Annotated in this window: 5 protein-coding genes; all 5 read left to right on the top strand. The window is 40.9% G+C overall.

All coding sequences use genetic code 11. The features are described 5' to 3' along the window. Positions 1-322 precede the first annotated feature (322 nt). The 5 genes from UABAM_RS07320 to UABAM_RS07300 all read left to right on the top strand — a co-directional run bounded on the left by UABAM_RS07320 (position 323) and on the right by UABAM_RS07300 (position 21,354). Positions 323-1,024, top strand: coding sequence for an ABC transporter ATP-binding protein (locus UABAM_RS07320; RefSeq protein ID WP_151967345.1), 702 nt, complete (start codon positions 323-325; stop codon positions 1,022-1,024). 9 nt (positions 1,025-1,033) lie between these two features. Further along, the gene (locus tag UABAM_RS07315) at positions 1,034-2,446 is read left to right on the top strand and encodes a DUF3526 domain-containing protein (RefSeq protein ID WP_151967344.1); all 1,413 of its coding nucleotides are present in this window, start codon (positions 1,034-1,036) and stop codon (positions 2,444-2,446) included. Between the two features lie 17 nt (positions 2,447-2,463). Then, positions 2,464-3,897, top strand: coding sequence for a DUF3526 domain-containing protein (locus UABAM_RS07310; protein ID WP_151967343.1), 1,434 nt, complete (start codon positions 2,464-2,466; stop codon positions 3,895-3,897). Between the two features lie 124 nt (positions 3,898-4,021). After that, on the top strand, positions 4,022-16,612 hold the full coding sequence (locus UABAM_RS07305; protein WP_151967342.1) for a non-ribosomal peptide synthetase: 12,591 nt from the start codon (positions 4,022-4,024) through the stop codon (positions 16,610-16,612). A 56-nt stretch (positions 16,613-16,668) separates the two neighbouring features. After that, positions 16,669-21,354: a non-ribosomal peptide synthetase gene (locus tag UABAM_RS07300; RefSeq protein ID WP_151967341.1), complete on the top strand. Its 4,686-nt coding sequence runs from the start codon at positions 16,669-16,671 to the stop codon at positions 21,352-21,354.

Raw genomic sequence — 21,354 nt, 5'->3', positions numbered from 1 at the left:
TAAATGTATCAAGGAGAAAATGCAATTTGATTGCATTTTTTGTAAGGGCAAATGATTCGGTAGTGGGAAAGTCTGCAAATTGAAACGTTAAAAAAATGGAATGTCTATTTCATAAACACTTATGTAAATTGTTTTTGCGCTTTTTTTGCAATTCAATTGCAATTTTCTGGGATATTGATTAATATTGTCGATTACTGTAAGCACTAGAGCGAAAGGGGTACAAAGTCACCACTTCTTTCTGGTGCACCTCTTTTCATAAACTAGGGTGTGTCATTACATGCTCTACCTGCTACGATAATGATCATTTTTTTGGATATATCTTATGCTTGAAGCAGCGCAGCTATCTAAAGACTACGGCTCTTTTAGAGCTTTGAATCAGCTCGATTTAAAAATCCTCAAAGGAGAAGTCTTTTGCCTTTTAGGAGCAAATGGAGCGGGTAAAAGTACAACAATTAACCTTTTTCTTAATTTTATTCAACCTAGCGAAGGCACGGTTAAAATCAACGACGTAGATGTTACGCAACATCCCCTTGAAACGAAAAAATATATTGCCTACATTCCCGAAAATCTCATGCTCTATCCCAATTTAAGCGGTGTCGAAAATTTGCAGTATTTCTGTGGTTTATCTGGAAAAAAATACCCAACCGCAGAGTTGCATAATTTTTTGCAAAAAGCAGGTCTAAAAGAAGATTTGCACAAACGTCGTGTGGGAAAATATTCCAAAGGTATGCGTCAGAAAGTGGGAATCGCCATCGCCATTGCCAAACAAGCGTCGGCCTTGTTGTTAGATGAGCCGACTTCAGGGCTAGATCCCAAGGCAAGTAATGAATTTGCGCAGTTATTGCAGGAGCTTAAACAAACAGATGTCGCTATTTTGATGGCCACGCACGATCTTTTTCGCGCCAAAGAAACCGGAACTCACATTGGCATTATGAAGCATGGAAAACTCGTCGAGAAAATGACCACCGAAGAGATTTCTCATCGAGATTTAGAAAAAATTTATTTAGAACATATGCATGACTAAGGAACAAATATGATATTGCAAATTGCGCGCAAAGAATTTAGAGAAATTCGCCGCGAGGGGAAATTTCTCGCCACATTTACTATACTACTCATTCTATTGGTGATTGCTGTGGTTAAGGGTAGAAATTATTATGTATCTGTGCAAAAGCAACATCAAGAAGCACAGCAAACATCACGTAACCATTGGGACTGCCAAAAAAAGAAAAATCCTCATAGTGCCGCTCATTATGGAATGTACGTGTTTAAACCTAAATATCCTTTATCATTGGTAGATCAAGGTGTGGACAAATACACCGGCGTGTCGGTATTTTTAGAAGCACACAAACGCCACGAAAGTACATTTAAAGCTATCAGTGATCAGTCAGCGCTAGCTCGTTTTGGTGATCTTACCGCAGATTTTGTCCTACTGTATTTGGTACCTTTATTTATTATACTCATCGGTTTCAACTGCTTTACACGCGAAAAAGAAAACGGTACCTGGAAAATGTTATTAGCCCAGGGGGTTCATCCACGAAAACTCGTTTGGGGTAAATGGCTAGGGGTGTTATTGCCACTGGCAAGCCTTCTTGTGCCTGTTCTGTTACTCGGAATGTTGTTATTGGCCACATTGAAAAATTTCGGTGAAATAGACTACCTGGCGATTGGGACGGTGGGTACTGTGTATTTTCTGTATTACGCCATTGTGGTCCAACTGACACTATCCGTATCTCTATGGGTAAAAAAGTCACATACGGCATTTCTTGTTCTTTTAGCAGGATGGATTTTCTGTTGTCTTATCGTACCTAAATTTGCAACCACCTTTGTTGAAATGCGCGAACCATTACCGAGTATGTTTGAGTTTCAAAAACGCATTGCTATGGAAAAAAAACAAGGAATTGATGGACACAATCCATACAGCCGCGAGACGGAAAAATTGTTGCGTGATACTTTGAAAGAGCATAATGTGAAAGATATCTCTGAGTTACCTTTCAATTTTGCTGGTTTACGCATGCAAAAGGGCGAGGAAGTGACCAATAAAATTTATGATCGTAACTACCAAAAATTGCAGGAACAATACAAAAAGCAAGAAAAAATCTACGATACTTTTGCATTTTTATCTCCTTTTTTACCGGTGCGTTTTCTGTCTATGGCATTTTCTGGGACAGATATGCATCATCATTGGACTTTTACAAATGCAGCGGAACAATACAGACGCCTCATGGTAAAAACTCTCAATGAAGACCTGCAATACAACAGTAAACACGGTCAAAAATATGAAGCGGGAAGTGATTTGTGGAAAAAAATACCTCCATTTTCTCCCCCGACGACCTCCGTACATATCACTGGAAAAGCACATTTTCCCAAATTTATTGTTTTACTAGTTTGGTTTTGCTTGTCGCTAACCCTGATGCTTTTTCTTTCACGAAGAAATCAAACCTCCTAATCGTTTAAGGATTTATCATGATACGCAACATTATGCACCTCGAATTTAAAAATTTTGTCGCCGATCCAGGGATGTTGGTCTCTTCGATATTGCTCCTACTATTGATCAGTTTTGGAGCATACAATGGAAAGATCAGGGTAGATAATCAACAAGAAAAACAAAAGATGGTGTTAGAAGAACATAAAAAAAATGTGGACCACTATACCCAAGTATTGCAAAAAGTAGAAAGCGGTGAACCGCAAGACCTAAAACCGTGGGCAAATCCTCAAAACCCTGTAACCACAGGGCGTAAAATTCCTTTGATTACCACGTTTCCTCACACACCTTTGTCGTGGATTGCAACGGGGCAAAGTGACATTTATGTCGCGATAAATAGTATTTCTTTTGAGCAAGACCCTCGTTTTGCACATGATAAATTTAGCAATCCTGTTCAGCAATTATTTGGTAATTTTGATCTGGCCTTTGTACTTGTATACTTGATACCACTTATTGTAATCGCTCTTAGTTACAATATTATCTCTGCGGAAAGAGAGCAAGGCACCTTAAAACTCGTACTATCTCAGCCCGTCACTTTGACAAAGTGGTTATTTGTAAAACTTGTCTTTCGTTTTAGCGTCATTTTTTCCATGATTGTATTTTGTATTTTGATCATTTTGCCCATACTAGATTTGTCATTTAGCTACATGGATACTTTGTTGTTGTTATTGTTGACAGGTATATACATCAGCTTATATTTTTTCATCTCACTTCTGGTAAATCTCTTTAGTCGCCATTCGGGAACAAATGCGGTAATTTTAGTATCTATTTGGGTATTTTTTGTTATGATTTTTCCGGCGACGATTGGTTTGTTTGCGACGACTCTGTATCCTGTACCTTCACGTGTGAAACAACTGTCGGAAATGCGCAGCGCAGAAAAAGAGGCCAAAGAAGAAGGAAGTAAACTGCTCGCCAGTTTCTACGAAGACCACCCAGAATTAGCAGTATTAGAGGCTCCTAATGAAGATGAAGCTTTGAAAAGATATAATACATTTTGGAAAACCAAGTATGTCGTTTCTAAAGATATTGAAGAGCATACACAACCGATCATCAAACATCATGCGCAGCAAATACAATTGCGTCGCGATCTCTCTGGAATTTTGCGCTTTTTTTCTCCTGCAATTCTTTACCAGGAAAGTCTAAATGAAATTGCTGGTACATCGAGCCGACATTATCTTGCTTATCAGCAGCAAGTGCAAAATTTTTACGATACATGGCGTAAAACAATATCAGAAAAGACATTTCGTAACCAAAAAATGACCAAAAAGGATTTATCCAATTTACCACAGTTTACATTGCAAACCAATTTGGTGAAGAAAAATCTTTATGTAAATACGGTAATGATTACCATATATGCCGTTATTCTTTTGCTACTAGGGATTTTGTTACGCAAGCCCGTAGATAAAATGATATAACAGCCGTTGGAGTGTTTACCAACAACTCATGTTTCTTGAAAATGGCGCATTGGCTTAGAATCAAATACGTAAAAGCTATGCGCCATCTGATATCTTATAATGTTTGGCATCCAGAGATCAGAAAATGAAAACGAATAAACTCGAAGCCTCTTTGTGTGAATGGAATCGCACACAAAAAAAGTTAAACTACAAGCAGTGCCTGCATCAAATAGTGGAAAGATCACCTGCTCCTGCGCAAAAAAAAGCGGTGGTTTCTGCCCGGGGAGATTTGACCTACCAAGAATTGTATACTCTTTCGAATAAAATAGGACACAAACTACGCGAGTGTCAAGTCAAGCCCAATCAACTAGTTGCGGTGGTGATGGAAAAAGGCTGGGAACAAGTTGCCGCTGTGGTGGGCATTCTCAAAGCAGGGGCTGCGTATTTACCTGTGTCTGTTTTCGAACCACAACAGCGCATGCATAAAATATTGGAGCACGGTCAGGTAAAAATTGTTCTGACGCAAAGTGATCACAAACAAACGTGCAAGTGGCCAGAAAATATAAAGGTTTTCGCCGTTGATGATAATTCAGAGTGGCAGAATAGTGGCACGGAAAATTTACAAACGGTGCAAAGTCACGAAGATCTTGCTTATGTGATTTTTACCTCGGGTTCTACCGGAATGCCCAAAGGGGTAATGATTGACCACCAGGGAGCGCTCAATACCATTTTAGATATCAATCAAAGGTTTGACGTTAACGAGCAAGACAGCGTACTGTCTCTGTCCGCACTAAGTTTTGATCTTTCGGTGTATGATATCTTTGGCGTTTTGGGGGCAGGAGGTACTGTTGTACTACCCGGTGAACAGGAAGTTAGAGAGCCAACAAAATGGTTAGAGTGGATGGAAAAATGTGACGTGAGTCTATGGAACACCGTGCCGGCTTTGATGCATTTACTCGTAGATTTTTTAGAAACAAATAAAGCAAAACAAACATTTCAGCTACGCTTGATCCTGATGAGCGGCGACTGGATTCCACTAGAATTACCCGCCAAAATTCGCAAACACTGTGGCGAGAATGCGCAACAAATCAGTTTGGGAGGGGCCACAGAGGGCTCTATTTGGTCGATTCTTTATCCGATAGAAAAAATTGATCCTTCGTGGAAAAGCATCCCTTACGGCAAACCAATGTGGAACCAAAGCTTCCACATTCTCGACAAATTTTTACAACCGGTACCTGTGGGAGTTGTTGGAGAGCTGCATATAGGTGGTGTGGGAGTGGCCAAAGGTTATTGGCGAGACACATCGCGAACCGCCGCTAGCTTTATAGAATATCCGCAAACAGGAGAAATACTTTATAAAACAGGTGACATGGGGCGTTATTTTGCCGATGGTAATATAGAATTTTTGGGGCGTGTTGACGACCAGGTAAAAATAAGAGGATTTCGCATTGAATTAGGCGAAATAGAGGCCGCACTGGGAAGCCATCCGCATATTGAGCAGCCAGTGGTTACAGTGCGTGAAGTACAAGGACAAAAGCACCTCGCAGCGTATTATATCTCCTCGCGAAGTCTGGATAGAGAAGATTTACATTCCTATATGTCTGAGCGACTTCCTTTTTATATGGTGCCTAGCGCTTTTATGGCGGTAGAAAAAATGCCTCTGAGTGCCAATGGCAAAGTAGACGTACAAGCGCTGCCCAAAATCCAGTTACAAACGGCATATCTAGCTCCTGGCAATCAGATGGAGTCAAAGTTGGCGGCTATTTGGTGCGAAGTTTTAAAACTAATGCAAGTAGGAGTCAACGACAACTTTTTTCAAATAGGTGGCAATTCCTTGAGGGCCATGCAAGTGGCGGCAAGAATTCGTTCGCAGTTAAAATTAGAATGTCCTGTCGTACACTTGTTTGAACACACAACCGTTAAAAAGCTTGCGCAATTTTTGCAGACGCAAAAAGACAACCTCACCACCGCAATTTCTATTGAAAGAGATGTAGAAGCACCTCTATTACTTTCATTTGCCCAACAAAGACTGTGGTTTATTGACCAATATGAAGAGCAAAGTGCACTGTACAATATTCCCATAGCTTTTAAAATAGAGGGCAATCTCGATATACAAGTTTTGCAATCGGCACTACAAACCTTGGTGCAACGCCATGCCAGTTTGCGTACAACTTTTTTCAGCGAAGGCGGAGTTCCCGCCATTGCCATTGCAGAGTCTGTAAAATTTTCTCTTGCGGTACATAAAGTTCGAAAGGCGGATTTAACACAAAACATTTACAAAGAAATACATACCCCTTTTGATCTAAGAACAGGACCACTATTTCGTGCAACATTATTACAAATTGTTGATACAACCTCTCCTGAGTTTGTTTTGTGTATCGTAAAGCACCATATTATAAGCGATGGCCTCTCCGTGGTTATTTTTGTGCACGAATTACAAGATTTGTATGCAAATGGAATCAAACATCAAGTTACGCAGTTAGGTGATTTGCCCGTAGAATATTCTGACTATGCCAGATGGCAACGCGAATATTTACATGGTGGGATACTGGATCAACAAATTCAATATTGGCGCCAAAAGTTACAAGGCTACGAAAATTTGCAATTGCCAACCGATTTTATGCGACCTAAAGTTCTCGGGCACAAAGGATTGATACATACATTTGAGATAGGAAATCATTCCCGTGCTCTACAAAGAATAACGAACGAAATAGGCGGTACTTTTTTTACTATCTTGCTAAGTGCGCTTAAAGTTGTACTACACCGTTACAGTGGGCAAAGTGATATTGTTGTCGGAACACCTGTGGCGGGCCGTACTCACGATTCGATTGAAAATGTCATCGGTTTATTTGTAAATACCCTCGTACTGCGCAGCGATTTATCCGGCAATCCTAACTTTATTGACGTAATTAAAAAAGTTTCTGCCAATGCAGTGGAGGCATATACTCACCAGGATATACCATTTGAAAAGATTGTAGACGCTTTAAATGTACAACGCGATACAAGTCGTGCGCCAGTTGTACAATTGATGTTCCAGTTGGAAAGTGTCGCAGAAAACATTTCACTGTCTTTGCCAAATTTAGAAGTTTATAATCTCCCTATTTTTTGCGATGTTTCAAAGTTTGATCTAAGTTTTTTCATTAAGCACACGGGACAAAAACTACAAGGAACCATTCAGTATAACACCGATTTATTCAAACCAGAGACGATCGAAAATTTAGCGCAGCGTTTTACAATGGTGGTTGCGCATGTTGCCGAAAATCCAAATACTTCTATTGCGCAAATAGGCTTAATTCCCACATCACAACGTCAGCGCATTTTAAAGGAGTTCAATCAAAGTAAACCATTAGCGATAACCCAAACTTGCCTGCATTGTTTGTTTGAAGAACAAGTCAAAAAAACACCAAAGCACAACGCTGTCATATTCCAAAAAAAACACTGGAGTTACCAACAACTCAACCAGCAAGCAAATAAATTAGCGAATGCGCTCAGAACTACTTACCAATGTCGATACGAACAACCATTGCCAATCGATACTCTAGTTGGCTTATGTTTAGATCGTGGTACACAAATGATAGTGGGAATTTTGGGTATCCTAAAAGCAGGAGCCGCTTACGTGCCCATTGATCCAGAATACCCGTTGCCACGAATACGTTATCTTCTGGAAGATAGTGGCGTTAATCTACTCGTAATAGATCGTCATACTTGTGCCAATCATCCATGGCTAAAACAACAAAACATTTGTATAGATATCGATAAAGATATAGACCAGTTCAACAACGAAAATCCAAATGTTGTATGTGAAAATTCAAATTTAGCGTATATGATTTACACTTCTGGTTCAACCGGTAAGCCCAAAGGCGTTTTATTAGAGCACAAGGGAGTCATTAATCGCCTTTTGTGGATGCAAGATGTATATCAACTTACGTCCGCCGATCGCGTTTTACAAAAAACAACTTATAGCTTTGATGTCTCGGTATGGGAATTTCTATGGCCACTGATTTCTGGTGCTACTGTTGTAATTGCCGGTACAGAGTATCGCAATCCACATACACTCATACAACTAATAGAGGAGGAGCAAGTTACTGTTGCACACTTTGTCCCCTCTCTATTTCGTCTATTATTAAATGTGCGTGCTTGGAAACAATTGAATTCCTTGCGTTTGACTATTTGCGGCGGAGAACCTTTACCTACGGCATGGTCTAAAGAGTATTTAGATAAAACCACAGGGGAGTTGTACAATTCCTATGGACCGACGGAAGCCTCTATTGCTGTAAGTCATTTTCCATGTAGTAAACAAGACCATTTACACTACGATATTACTCCTCTCGGTTCGCCGATTAGTAATGTAAAATTTTATGTTCTAGACTCTGAATTACGTCCAGTGGCCACTCGTATTCCAGGAGAACTACACATTGCTGGTGTCGCCTTAGCGCGTGGTTACCACAATCGCGAAGAACTCAACCACCAAAAGTTTATTTGGGGTTTTATCGACGGACATAAACAACGTCTTTATAAAACAGGTGATATAGTGCGTTGGCTGGAAAATGGCAACTTAGAATTTCTTGGCCGTATGGATCACCAAGTAAAAATTCGTGGATTTCGCATTGAAATAGAGGAAATAGAAGCGGTTATTTTACGCCATCCAGAAATATCTCAGTGCGCCGTTGCTGTGCGCGAACGCGATCGACACAAGCAACTATTGGCTTTTTATACGACAACGCGACAACTTTCTCCGGAAGATTTACAAGCAAAATTACACGAGCAATTACCTGCGTATATGTTACCAAGTATTTTTATAAGACTAGAACGCATGCCTTTAAACACCTCTGGTAAAATAGACCGTGGAAAGTTACCCCTAGAGGTAAACACAACGCAAGATGACTTTATCGCCCCAACTAGCGAATTGGAAAAAACGTTAGCAGAGATTTGGCAGCAAGTTTTGCATGTTGAGCATGTGGGGATAGACGACAATTTCTTTAGCCTTGGTGGGGATTCGATTTTAAGTATTCAGGTAATTTCTAAAGCGAGAGAAGCGGGCTGGAAAATTTCTCCTAAACAACTATTTGCAAATCCCACCGTTCGACTGTTAGCGCTGGTGGCACAAAAACAAGGATCGATAAAAATTTCTCAAAAATCTGCTGTAGGAGAAGTACCTCTTACCCCTATTCAGCAGCGCTTTTTTGCTCAAAATTTTATACAGTTGCACCATTGGAACCAAGCATTTTTACTTGTATGTAATGAATCATTGCACATTCCCTTTTTGCAAAAAGCTCTGGGTGTTCTTATAGAGCTCCACGATGCGCTTAGATTGCGCTTTTCAAAAAATTCTAGCGGTTGGCGACAGTTTTACGATGACCACGCGGAGGCATTTACTATTGATATAGAACAATGCTCATTACCCTTAGAAAAACAAGAGCAAGCGGTGAGAGATATCTGTACAAACTGGCAACAGCAGCTAAACATAGAGCATGGACCTATTTGGAAGGTGGGTATTTTACGTGGCCACAGTGATGGCAAAGAACGTTTATGTATCGCAATCCACCATCTGGTGATTGATGGAGTTTCGTGGCGTATTTTACTAGAAGATTTACAAGTTATTTACCAACAATTGAGGCAGCGAAAAAAATTCGACTTACCTAAAAAAACCAGTAGTTTCCAAGACTGGAGTCATGCGTTGTTACAGTATACTGATAACCCGTCTTTAGCAAGCCACATAGAATATTGGCTCCATACAACGAGCAAAACGGTTCCGCTGTTACCTTCTAGGGAAAAAAAATACACAAATACTCAAAAGTATAGTGCTCGTCAACGCATTGCACTCTCTAAAGAACTTACCACAGCATTGCTCCAAGAAATTCCGGAGGTGTATCACACTCAGATCAATGATTTATTGTTGGCAGCGTTGACGGTTGCGTTTTATCGCTGGCGAAAGCAAACTAGCGTGCGACTAGATTTAGAGGGGCACGGACGCGAGCAAGAAACCGTTGGACAAGTAGAACTTTCACGTACAGTTGGTTGGTTTACCAGTGTCTTTCCTGTTCATCTGGAAATGGAACCACGGGAGTTTAATTGGCGTCAAATCATTTGTTCGATCAAAGAGCAATTACGCGCTATTCCCGATAAAGGTTTTGGTTTTGGTGTTTTGCAATACTTGCATCGAGACTCCCATATGCGCAAGCAACTTTCGCAAACAAAATCGCAAATTAGTTTTAACTATTTAGGTCAGTTTAACGAAAAGACTTCGCTGTGGAATTTCTCTACACAGGCTCCAGGAGAAAGTATCGGAGACGATAACCACAGGCATTATTTACTTGATGTAATTGGTATTGTACGTAACCAACAATTGAGTATTGATTTTATCCATGGGCCAACACTTGATGAAGAAAGTATCCATGAATTAGCGCATTTGTATAAGCAGTCGTTAGAGCAAATGATTGCTCACTGCCGACAACCAAAAGCGGGTGGCTTTACTCCTTCTGATTTTCCATGGCTTGCTTGTAGCCAGCAGCAACTAGATGAGATATTGGCAAAGAATTACTCAAGTGTAGAGGCCGTATATCCCCTGACAAATGTGCAGCAGGGATTATTATTTCATACTTTGTATGCACCTGAGTCGGGCCAGTATTGTGTACAACTTGAAATGGAGTACAACGGGAATTTGTCAAAAGAGGTATTGCGTTGCGCATGGCAAGCTGTCGTCGACAAATATGCAACTCTACGAGCGAAGTTTGTGTGGGAAGACGAGGTATTTTGGCAAATAGTTCACAAACAGGTAAAAATTGAGTGGTGCGAATTAGATTGGCGCGAACATAACCAGAGAGAGCAAAAGCAACTATTGCAAGAATATCTTCGACAAGACCGTAATGAAGGCTTTGATTTTAAAACGCTAGGGTTTATGCGTTTTTGTTTAATACAAATGTCTGATGAATGTCATGTATTATTGTGGACCCATCATCACTTACTTCTTGATGGTTGGTGTCTGCCTATTCTACTCGAAGAGGTGGCTAAATTTTATGAAGGGCATTCTTTGGGGAGGGAAGGTAACACCCATCGCAATTATTTTACTTGGTTGGAACAACAAGACAAAAAAATTGCTTTGGACTTTTGGAAGCAACAGATGGCACAGGTGGAAGCAGTAACCCCTTTAAATATTCAAAAGCCTGGCACGACGTTGGATGTCTACCAGACAGATGCTCAGATACAAGGTTATAAACACCAGTTTTCGCAAAAAAATACCCAAAGGATGCAACAATTTTCCAAAGAGTATCGCGTTACCCTAAATACTTTGGCACAATTTGCATGGGCCAAAGTTCTCTCATGTTATAGCGGACAGCAGAGCGTAGTGTATGGCACCGTTACTTCTGGGCGTTCACATCCTGTCGCAGGTTTAGATAAACACATTGGGCTACTGATCAATACGGTGCCAGTACATTTTGATTTTAAAGAACAGCAAACCATAGAATCGCTAAATCGTCTTCAGCAGACCATACAGAAAATAAGCGATTACGACTACGTAGGGCTTCCTGAGATACAATTACAAAGCCATATACCAGCGGGAACACCTTTGTTTTATAGCCTTTTTGTATATCAAAATTATCCGACCAACGTTCAAAAGTCACAGGGGCTTCTGCTGGCTCAAGTCAAAGGGCACGAAAGAACAAATTACCCCTTGACGTTAAGTGCTACACCAGGGGAAACTTTTCAATTCGATGTCATGTACAATACCAATTGCTTTAGCTTAGACAGCATAAAACGTTTGTTGCATCACCTGGAACAAACAATCTTGAATGTTTTGGAAAGTCCAAAAAAACCGGTGCAAAAAATCAACATTTTGAGTAATTTAGAAAAAAAAGAGTTACTCGAAAAGTGGAACCAAACACAAGTCTGTTACAAACCAAAGCAAGTTTTGAGCGAATATTTGGAGGTACAAGCAGAGAAAAACCCTACGCAGATTGCTGTGCAATTTGCCGAAAAAAACTTAAGTTACCATGAATTTAACACGCAGGTAAACCAGGTAGCTCACGCAATACGCAAACGCTACATGGATTGTTATGGTCAAAACATGCCTGCCGGTACTCTGATTGGTATATGCGCTAGACGTAACTTACAAATGGTTGTTGCAATTTGGGGGATTTTAAAAGCGGGAGCGGCTTACGTACCACTAGAGCCAGAGTATCCGCAACAACGTCTGGATTATATGGTCGAAGATAGCGAAATAGAACTATTGTTAACACAACAGGACATTTTACAAACACATACATTATGTGTTGATAAAGATAAAATTATTGCATTGGAAGAGGATTTTTCGCAATACTCTTCGCAAAACCCCATACAGATAAATAATGCGCACGATTTAGCGTATATTATATATACTTCAGGCTCTACAGGCAAACCCAAGGGGGTTATGCTTGAGCACGCAGGGGTAATCAACCAAACTTTGTGGATGCAAGAAACATATAAACTACAGCCGCAAGAGAGTGTATTGCACAAAACGCCATTTAGTTTTGACTTCTCGGTAACAGAGCTATTATGGCCTTTCTTTGTAGGAGCAAAGCTTGTTATTGCAGAAGCGGAAGGACACAAGGATACACAGTATTTATACGATACCATCAAAAAGTACAACATCACTACGGTGCACTTTGTGCCTTCGATGTTTCAGATTTTTTTAGAAACAACATCGTTTGAAAAGTTGACTTCGTTGCGGCGAACTTTTTGCGGGGGAGAGGCTTTATCGTCCAGCTTGAGTCTAAAATTTTTAACACGTCACACCACATGCGCTCTTTACAATTTGTATGGACCGACGGAAACTTCGATTACTGTTAGTCATTGGCCATGCAATGCCAAAGATCATCTTCTTTACAACACCACACCCATTGGCAAGCCCATAGGCAACATACGTTTGTATATTTTAGATCGCCATCTTTGCCAAGTTCCAATGGGTGTACCTGGCGAGTTGTATATCAGCGGTGTGGGCTTGGCACGTGGCTATAAAAATCGCGCACAGCTAAACGATGAGAAGTTCATTGTCAATCCATTTGTTCGCGAAGAAGACTTGGCACAAGATCAACATTCACGCATGTATCGCACAGGTGACTTAGTCAAACGAATGGCCGATGGCAATATCAACTTTCTAGGTCGTATAGATTTTCAGATAAAACTACGCGGATTTCGCATTGAGCTAGGTGAAATCGAAGCAGTAGTTACCAACTATCCTTCTATATCTCAATGTGTTGTTGTGGTAAACAAAAAACACCAACAATTGTTGGCTTTTTACACGGCAAACGAAGAGGTTTCCTCAGCAGCTTTACAGGCAAAATTGCAAGATCAACTACCCCCATACATGATACCCAACATTTTTACACAGTTAGAGAAAATGCCTGTGAACACTTCAGGGAAAGTGGATCGTTCACGGTTAACGTTGGAAATTATGGCGAAAGACAGCTCTATTCCCATTGACGACCCGCCCAAGACGCAGATGCAAAAGTGGCTCGCTGCTATTTGGTGCCAAGTTCTAAAAATCGACAAGGTCAGCATCAACGACGATTTCTTTTATATAGGTGGACATTCGCTGTCGGTGATGCAGGTAGTTGCCAAAATTCGTTCACAGTTACACATTGAATGCCCCGTTAAATCTCTATTTAAACATACCCGGCTGGCATCTCTCGCTACTTACTTGGAGCAAAAAAAGCACTCTTTTGCTCCAGCAATAAACATTAGTAAAGCACCACTGGGTACTCCTGTAACGTTATCTTTTGCCCAGCAGCGCTTGTGGTTTATTGATCGCTATGAAGAAAAAAGTGCGATGTATAACATGCCACTGGCATTCAAAATTTGTGGTGATTTACAAATACAAATTCTCAACGAGGCATTAAACGCCCTAATACAAAGGCACTGTAGTTTACGTATGAGTTTTGCTGAACAAAATGGTCTTGCGCTAGTCGACATAGCGGGTACCATGCAAATATCTATTGCGCTAAAAAAGACCAATCAAAAAGAACTAACACAAGCTTTAGAACGTGAAATACACACACCTTTCGACTTAACAACTGCGCCATTACTTCGCGCTACAATATTTGAAACGGAACCTTTAAACTTTATATTGTGTATTGTGAAACACCATATTATTAGCGATGGCCTCTCAACAAAAATCTTTTTGCAAGAATTACAGGAGTTTTATAGCAGTTATCTCGAACACCGAGAGCCTAATGTAAAAAAGTTAAATGTCGAATACAATGACTACGCTCATTGGCAACAACAGTACTTAAGCGGTGATTTGTTAAAGGAGAAAATTCGTTACTGGTACGAAAGGCTACAAGGGTACCAAGACTTACAATTACCCACCGACTACCCAAGGCCGAAAACACTGGACTATCAAGGAGACACATATACCTTTAACATTGGACAATCACTAGTACCAGACTTACAAGCAATAGCACGAAAAGCTGGTGGTACGATGTTCACTATTTTGTTGAGTGCTTTCAAAATTGTGTTAAGTCGTTACAGTGGGCAAAGCGATCTTATCGTTGGTACTCCTGTTGCCAACCGTGCTCATGAAGACCTAGAGGGAATGATTGGTCTGTTTGTCAATACTGTGGCACTGCGCAGCGATTTATCTAAAGACCAAAGTTTTATGGAATTGTTGGAAGAAATTTCGGCACAAACGATTGAAGCATATGCTCACCAAGATATGCCATTCGAAAAGCTCATTGATGTTTTAAAAGTCGAACGCGATACTAGTCGCGCTGCTATTGTGCAAGCGATGTTTCAAGTGCAAAATGTGGAAGAAAACTTATCTCTAAATTTGCCGGGAGTAAAAATTAGCAACTATCCGATTCCGTACCATTTTTCTAAATTCGATTTTAGTTTTTCTATAAGACAAACAAAAGAGAGTTTACAGGGAACGATCCAATACAACACTACGTTGTTCAAAGAACAAACGATGGCGCGTCTGGCGGAACAATTCCAACTTGTGGTAAAGACAGTTCTACAAACGCCAGAAATAGCTATTTCACAAATAGACTTGATGACAGTAGAACAACGTAAGCAAGTGTTAGAGACTTTTAATCAAAGCAGGTCGTTGGAGTTAGTCGAAGAACCGATACACAAATTATTTGAACAACAAGTGAAAAAAACGCCACAGCACACGGCGATGATGTTCGAAGATCAATCATTGTCCTATCGAGAGCTCAATGAACGAGCGAATCAGTTTGCGTATACACTGCAAGAGCGCTATCAACAAGTTTATGATAAATCTTTACCGGTGGACACTCTTGTGGGGTTATGTCTGGAGAGAGACTTGCAGGCGGCCATTGCCATTTTGGGAATTTGGAAAGCTGGTGGGGCTTATGTTCCGATGGACCCGACATATCCGCAACAACGGTTGTCGTATTTAGTGGATGATAGTGATGTAGCACTACTGGTAACGGATGGTGAAATTTTAAAAGAAAAGCCGTGGCTGGAGGATTGCGCTCCGGTGCTGTGTGCAAATAAAATAGGCAATCACAATCAAGATAATCTAGGTGCGACGAGCGGTGTAGAAAATTTGGCGTATATGATTTATACCTCTGGCTCGACAGGTAATCCCAAAGGGGCATTGCTAGAGCATGGAGGAGTAGCGAATCGTTTAAGGTGGATGCAAAGCGAATACGAATTGACAGCAGAAGACCGCGTGTTGCAAAAAACACACCTGAGTTTTGACGTGTCGGTGTGGGAGTTGTTTTGGCCTTTGATTTGCGGAGCAACGGTTGTCATCGCATCGGAAGAACAACGCAAAAGTCCAGATTTGCTTTGGGAGCTAATCGACAAGGAAAACATAAGTGTTGCGCACTTTGTACCAGCGATGTTTCGTTTACTTTTAGACGTTCCGAATTGGGAAGAACGAAATGGATTGCGTTTGACGATTTGTGGCGGTGAGGCACTACCAACGGCTTGGTGCCAGGAGTATTTAGAAAAAACGAAAAGCGAGCTTTACAATTCCTATGGTCCCACGGAGGCATCGATTGCTGTAAGTCATTTTAAATGCAATTTGGGTGATGAATTGCACTACCAAATAGCTCCGATTGGAACGCCGATTAGCAATGTGCGATTGTACGTGTTAGATTCGCATCTTAGACCGGTGGCAATAGGATCTCCAGGAGAATTGTACATAGCGGGTGTTGCCTTGGCGCGTGGCTATCACAGACGTGCACCGCTGAATAAGGAAAGATTCTGTGTGGCAACCATCGCAGGACAACAACAGCGTTTGTATAAAACGGGTGATATTGTACGTCATTTAGACAATGGTGCGTTGCAATTCCTCGGACGTGCGGACTACCAAGTAAAAATTCGCGGTTTCCGTATTGAAATAGAAGAAATAGAGGCTGTGATCTTGCAGCACCCACATGTCACGCAATGTGCTATAGGCATTCGTAAGCAGAAAGAGCACAAACAACTGTTGGCTTTTTACACAACTACGGAATCATTGGAGCCTCAAACCTTACAACAGTATTTGCAACAACAACTACCTAGTTACATGATTCCTGCGGCTTTTGTGCCGCTGGAGCATATGCCGCTAAATGACTCAGGGAAAATAGATCGTGCGAGGTTGCCACTCAACGCTATACAAAGTCAAGATCGCACACTTGCGACAACGGAGGTAGAAAAGACTTTAGCGAATGTTTGGCAACAAGTGTTGGGTATTGAAGAAATTGGTATCCATGAGAACTTTTTTTCTATGGGGGGGACTCTATTCTAAGTATCCAGGTTGTAGCGAAAGCCCGAGATTTTGGTTTAAGAATTTCTCCAAAACAGTTGTTTGAAAATCCGGACATACATTCTTTGGCGTTGGTGGCGGAAAAGCTAGCGTCGATAGAAATCTCGCAAAAACCCGCACAGGGAGAGGTACCGCTGACCCCTATCCAACATCGCTTTTTTGAACAAAATTTTGCACAATTGCATCACTGGAATCAGGCATTTTTATTGGAGAGTAGTGAACCCTTAGACGTTGAGGCTTTGCAGCAAACATTGAGACATATAGTGATGAACCACGACGCGCTGAGATTGCGTTTTCAAAAAAGTGCCGGTGGCTGGCAACAATTTTATGATGACAACGCGAACGTATTTGCCATTGACATAGAACAATACTCATTGCCAGAAGAAGAGCAAGACAAAGCAATAAAAGAGATATGCAGCAAATGGCAACAACAACTGAATATAGAGAATGGTCCTATTTGTAAGGTAGGTATTTTGCGCGGGTATAGTGATGGCAATGAACGTTTATTTATCACTATCCATCATTTGGTTGTCGACGGAGTTTCGTGGCGTATTTTATTGGCAGATTTACAAAGTGTTTATCAACAATCGATCGAAGGACAAAAGCTAAGTTTACCTAAAAAGACAAGCAGCTTCAAAGACTGGAGCCATGCGTTGTTGCGGTATGCCGAAGACGAGACGTTGGCCACCCATGTAGAATATTGGCTTAGCGTGAACAGTAAATCAGTTCCTCGTTTGCCTTGCAATGGAGATAACAACAATCTTCAGCGACACAGCAAGCGTAAGGGCATTGTACTTTCGAAAGAACTCACAAATACGTTACTTCAAGAAATTCCACATGTATACCACACACAAATCAACGATCTATTGCTATCAGCACTTATTGTAGCGTTTTATCGCTGGCAGGAACAAACCAGTTTACGATTGGATTTAGAAGGCCATGGGCGTGAACAAGAAGCCGTTGGCCAAGTCGAACTTTCGCGTACCATGGGTTGGTTCACAAGTGTCTTTCCCGTCTACTTGGAAATCGATCCGCAAGCTGCGAATTATGAATCACAAGCCATCAATTGGCGCGAAATTATTTGTTCTGTGAAAGAGCAACTGCGCTCTATTCCTGATAAAGGTGTTGGTTTTGGTGTTTTGCAATACTTGTATCCAAATTCCAATATACGTGAACAACTTTCGCAAGACAAATCGCAAATTAGTTTTAACTATTTAGGTCAGTTTAGCAAAGAAACTTCTTCGCCGTGGAATTTGTCTTCACTGACACCAGGCGCAAGTATAGGCAACAATAACCAAAGACACTATTTGCTTGATATCGTTGGTATTGTACGCGAACAAAAATTGAGAGTTGATTTTATTTATGGCCTAACACTTGACGATGAAAATATCAATGAATTAGCGCATTTATATCAGCAGTCTTTAGAGCAAATGATTACACACTGTCAGCAACCACAGGTGGGCGGTTTTACGCCCTCTGATTTTCCGTGGCTTGGTTGTAACCAACAACAACTGGATCGTATGTTGGCAAAAGATTACTCCCATATCGAGGCTGTATACCCGCTGACAACTGTACAGCAGGGACTATTATTTCATACTTTATATGCCCCGGAATCGGGTCAATACTGTGTACAACTTGAGCTGGAGTATACGGGACATTTGCCAAAAGGAACATTGCTTCATGGATGGCAAGCTGTTGTAGATAAATACGCAACTCTACGAACTAAATTTGTATGGGAAGATGGGCTATTTTGGCAAATAGTCTATAAACAACTAAAAATTGAGTGGTGCGAATTGGACTGGCGCGAGCATACTCAGGAAAAACAACAACAATTGTTGCAAGAATATGTTGAGCAAGATCGCAAACAAGGTTTTGATTTTTCAAAGCCAGGCCTTATGCGTTTTTGTTTGATACAAATGTCTGATGAGCATCATGTTTTACTGTGGACCCATCATCATTTACTTCTTGATGGATGGTGTCTACCTATTTTGCTCGAAGAAGTTGCCAAATATTGCGGTGGACAGCCTCTGGGAAGAGAAGGCAACACGCATCGTAATTATTTTACTTGGTTACAGCAACAAAACAAAAAAGTCGCTTTGGACTTTTGGAAACAGCAAATGGCGCAGGTAGAAGCCGTGACATCTTTACATATCCAAAAGCCGGGCTCCACTTTGGATGTTTACCAAACAGATGCCCAGATAAAGAGTTGTAAATATCAGCTTTCACAAAAAACTACCCAAGAAATGCAACAGTTTTCGAAAGAGCACCGCATTACCTTAAACACCATGGCGCAATTCGCATGGGCCAAAGTTCTTTCTTGCTACAGTGGACAAGAAAGTGTGGTGTATGGTACTGTTACTTCAGGACGTTCACATCCTATCGCAGGTTTAGACAAACACATAGGCCTGCTCATCAATACTGTGCCAGTGCATGTTCAATTTAAAGAACAGCAAACTATCGAAGCACTAAATAGTCTTCAACAAACCATACAAAAAATGAGTGACTATGACCATGTAGGTCTTTCGCAAATACAAGCACAAAGTCAGGTCCCGACAGGAACGCCGTTGTTTTATAGCCTTTTTGTGTACCAAAATTATCCGACAAACCTTCAAAAGTCGCGCGAATCTTTGCAATTAAAGCAAATCAAAGGACATGAAAGAACAAATTACCCTTTGACTTTACTTGCTGTGCCTGGAGAAACTTTTCAGCTCAAAGTGATGTACAACACCAATTGTTTTGGTTTAGAAAGTATTGAACACTTGCTACATCACCTGGAGCAGACAATACAACACATTTTAGAAAACCCGCAACAATCGACACGACAAATCCAAGTTGTAAGTGCTTTAGAAAAACAACAGTTGGTACAAAAATGGAATTGCACACAAGTTGACTATAACCCCAAACAAGTTCTGAGCGAATATTTGGAATCACAGGCAGAGAAGACTCCGACTCAAATTGCCGTACAATTTGCAGAGAAAACATTGAACTATGAAGAATTCAACTCTCTGGTAAACCAGGTGGCCCATGCTATACGCGAGCGTTACATGGATTGTTATGGCCAAAGCATGCCGGCGGGCACCTTAATCGGCATATGTGCCCGGCGTAGCTTGCAAATGGTAGTAGGAATTTGGGGAATCTTGAAAGCGGGAGCTGCTTACGTACCACTAGAGCCAGAGTATCCACAACAACGCCTCGATTATATGATGGAAGATAGTGAAATTGAACTATTGCTAACACAACAGGATATTTTACAATCACACACTTTGTGTATTGACAAAGACAAAACGATTGTTCTAGAAGAAAATTTTTCGCAATACTCTTCCCAAAACCCAACGCAGATTAATAGCCAACACGACTTGGCTTATATGATTTATACTTCTGGGTCTACAGGTAAACCCAAAGGGACTATGATAGAACATGCAGGGGTAATCAATCGCATTTGTTGGATGCAAGAAACATATGCACTGCAACCACGAGAAAATGTATTACATAAGACGCCTTTTAGCTTTGATGTCTCTGTGTGGGAGCTATTGTGGCCCTTCTTTGTAGGAGCAAAACTTGTCATTGCTGAACCACAAGGGCACAAGGACACTCAGTATTTATATACCACCATCGAAAAATACAAAATCACTACCATTCATTTTGTGCCTTCGATGTTTCAGGTTTTTCTAGAAACAATACCATTTGAAAATTTAACCTCTCTTCGACAAATTTTTTGTAGTGGAGAAGCTCTACCGTCCCATTTGAGTCAGGCATTTTTAACACGCCACTCTGAATGTGCCCTTTATAATTTATATGGTCCCACGGAAGCTTCCATCGATGTGAGTCACTGGACGTGCGGTGTTGAAGACCATGTTTTCTATAAGACCACACCTATTGGTAAACCCATTGCTAATATGCGTCTTTATGTTTTGGACCGTCATCTTTGCCAAGTCCCCATTGGTGTTCCAGGGGAGTTGTACATTAGTGGTGTGGGATTAGCACGCGGTTATAAGAGTCGTCCAAAGTTAAACGATGAGAAGTTTATCACCAATCCATTTGCTAGCGAAGAAGATTTGGCAAAAAAACAATATTTACGAATGTATCGCACTGGTGACTTAGTCAAGCGAATGGCCGATGGCAATATCGACTTTTTGGGGCGTATGGATTTTCAGATAAAACTTCGTGGGTTTCGCATTGAGCTAGGTGAAATTGAAGCAGTACTCGCCAACCATCCTTCGGTATCTCAATGTGCTGTCATTGTGTACAACAATATTCGTCCGCAACTAGTTGGTTATTGTGTAAGCAAATCAGGCAATAAAATCGACGAATCGGTGTTGCGTGGGTATTTGTACGACCAATTACCGGAGTATATGGTACCTTCTATTTTTGTTTACTTGGATTCTTTACCTTTAAACGTCAATGGCAAAATAGATCGCAAAGCTCTTCCCAAACCGGAAGAAAAAGCCGTGGCTTTTGTGGCCCCACAAACGCAAGAAGAAGTATTACTCTCTTCTATTTGGCAGGAGGTTTTGCAAAAAGAAAAAATTAGTGTACACGACAATTTTTTTAGCTTGGGAGGCGATTCTTTAGCTATCATTCAAATTGTAGCAAAAATCACCGTAGCTTTTAATATAACCATTCCCATTGCTCTTTTTTTTCAAATGGCTACTATTTCGGAATTAGCCGCTTACATAACCTTGAAAAATCAAGAGGAAGATGACGTAGAATTTGAGGAGTTTTAA

Origin of the sequence: Candidatus Uabimicrobium amorphum, from assembly GCF_009002475.1 — a bacterium.
Taxonomy (GTDB): domain Bacteria; phylum Planctomycetota; class Uabimicrobiia; order Uabimicrobiales; family Uabimicrobiaceae; genus Uabimicrobium; species Uabimicrobium amorphum.
Note: the sequence above shows the minus strand (reverse complement) of the source record. Positions and strands in the feature narration are given on the sequence as shown.

Excerpts from the sequence above, each read along its gene's own strand:
- UABAM_RS07320 (WP_151967345.1), top strand. The coding sequence starts at position 323 with ATGCTTGAAGCAGCGCAGCTATCTAAAGACTACGGCTCTTTTAGAGCT.
- UABAM_RS07315 (WP_151967344.1), top strand. The coding sequence starts at position 1,034 with ATGATATTGCAAATTGCGCGCAAAGAATTTAGAGAAATTCGCCGCGAG.
- UABAM_RS07310 (WP_151967343.1), top strand. The coding sequence starts at position 2,464 with ATGATACGCAACATTATGCACCTCGAATTTAAAAATTTTGTCGCCGAT.
- UABAM_RS07305 (WP_151967342.1), top strand. The coding sequence starts at position 4,022 with ATGAAAACGAATAAACTCGAAGCCTCTTTGTGTGAATGGAATCGCACA.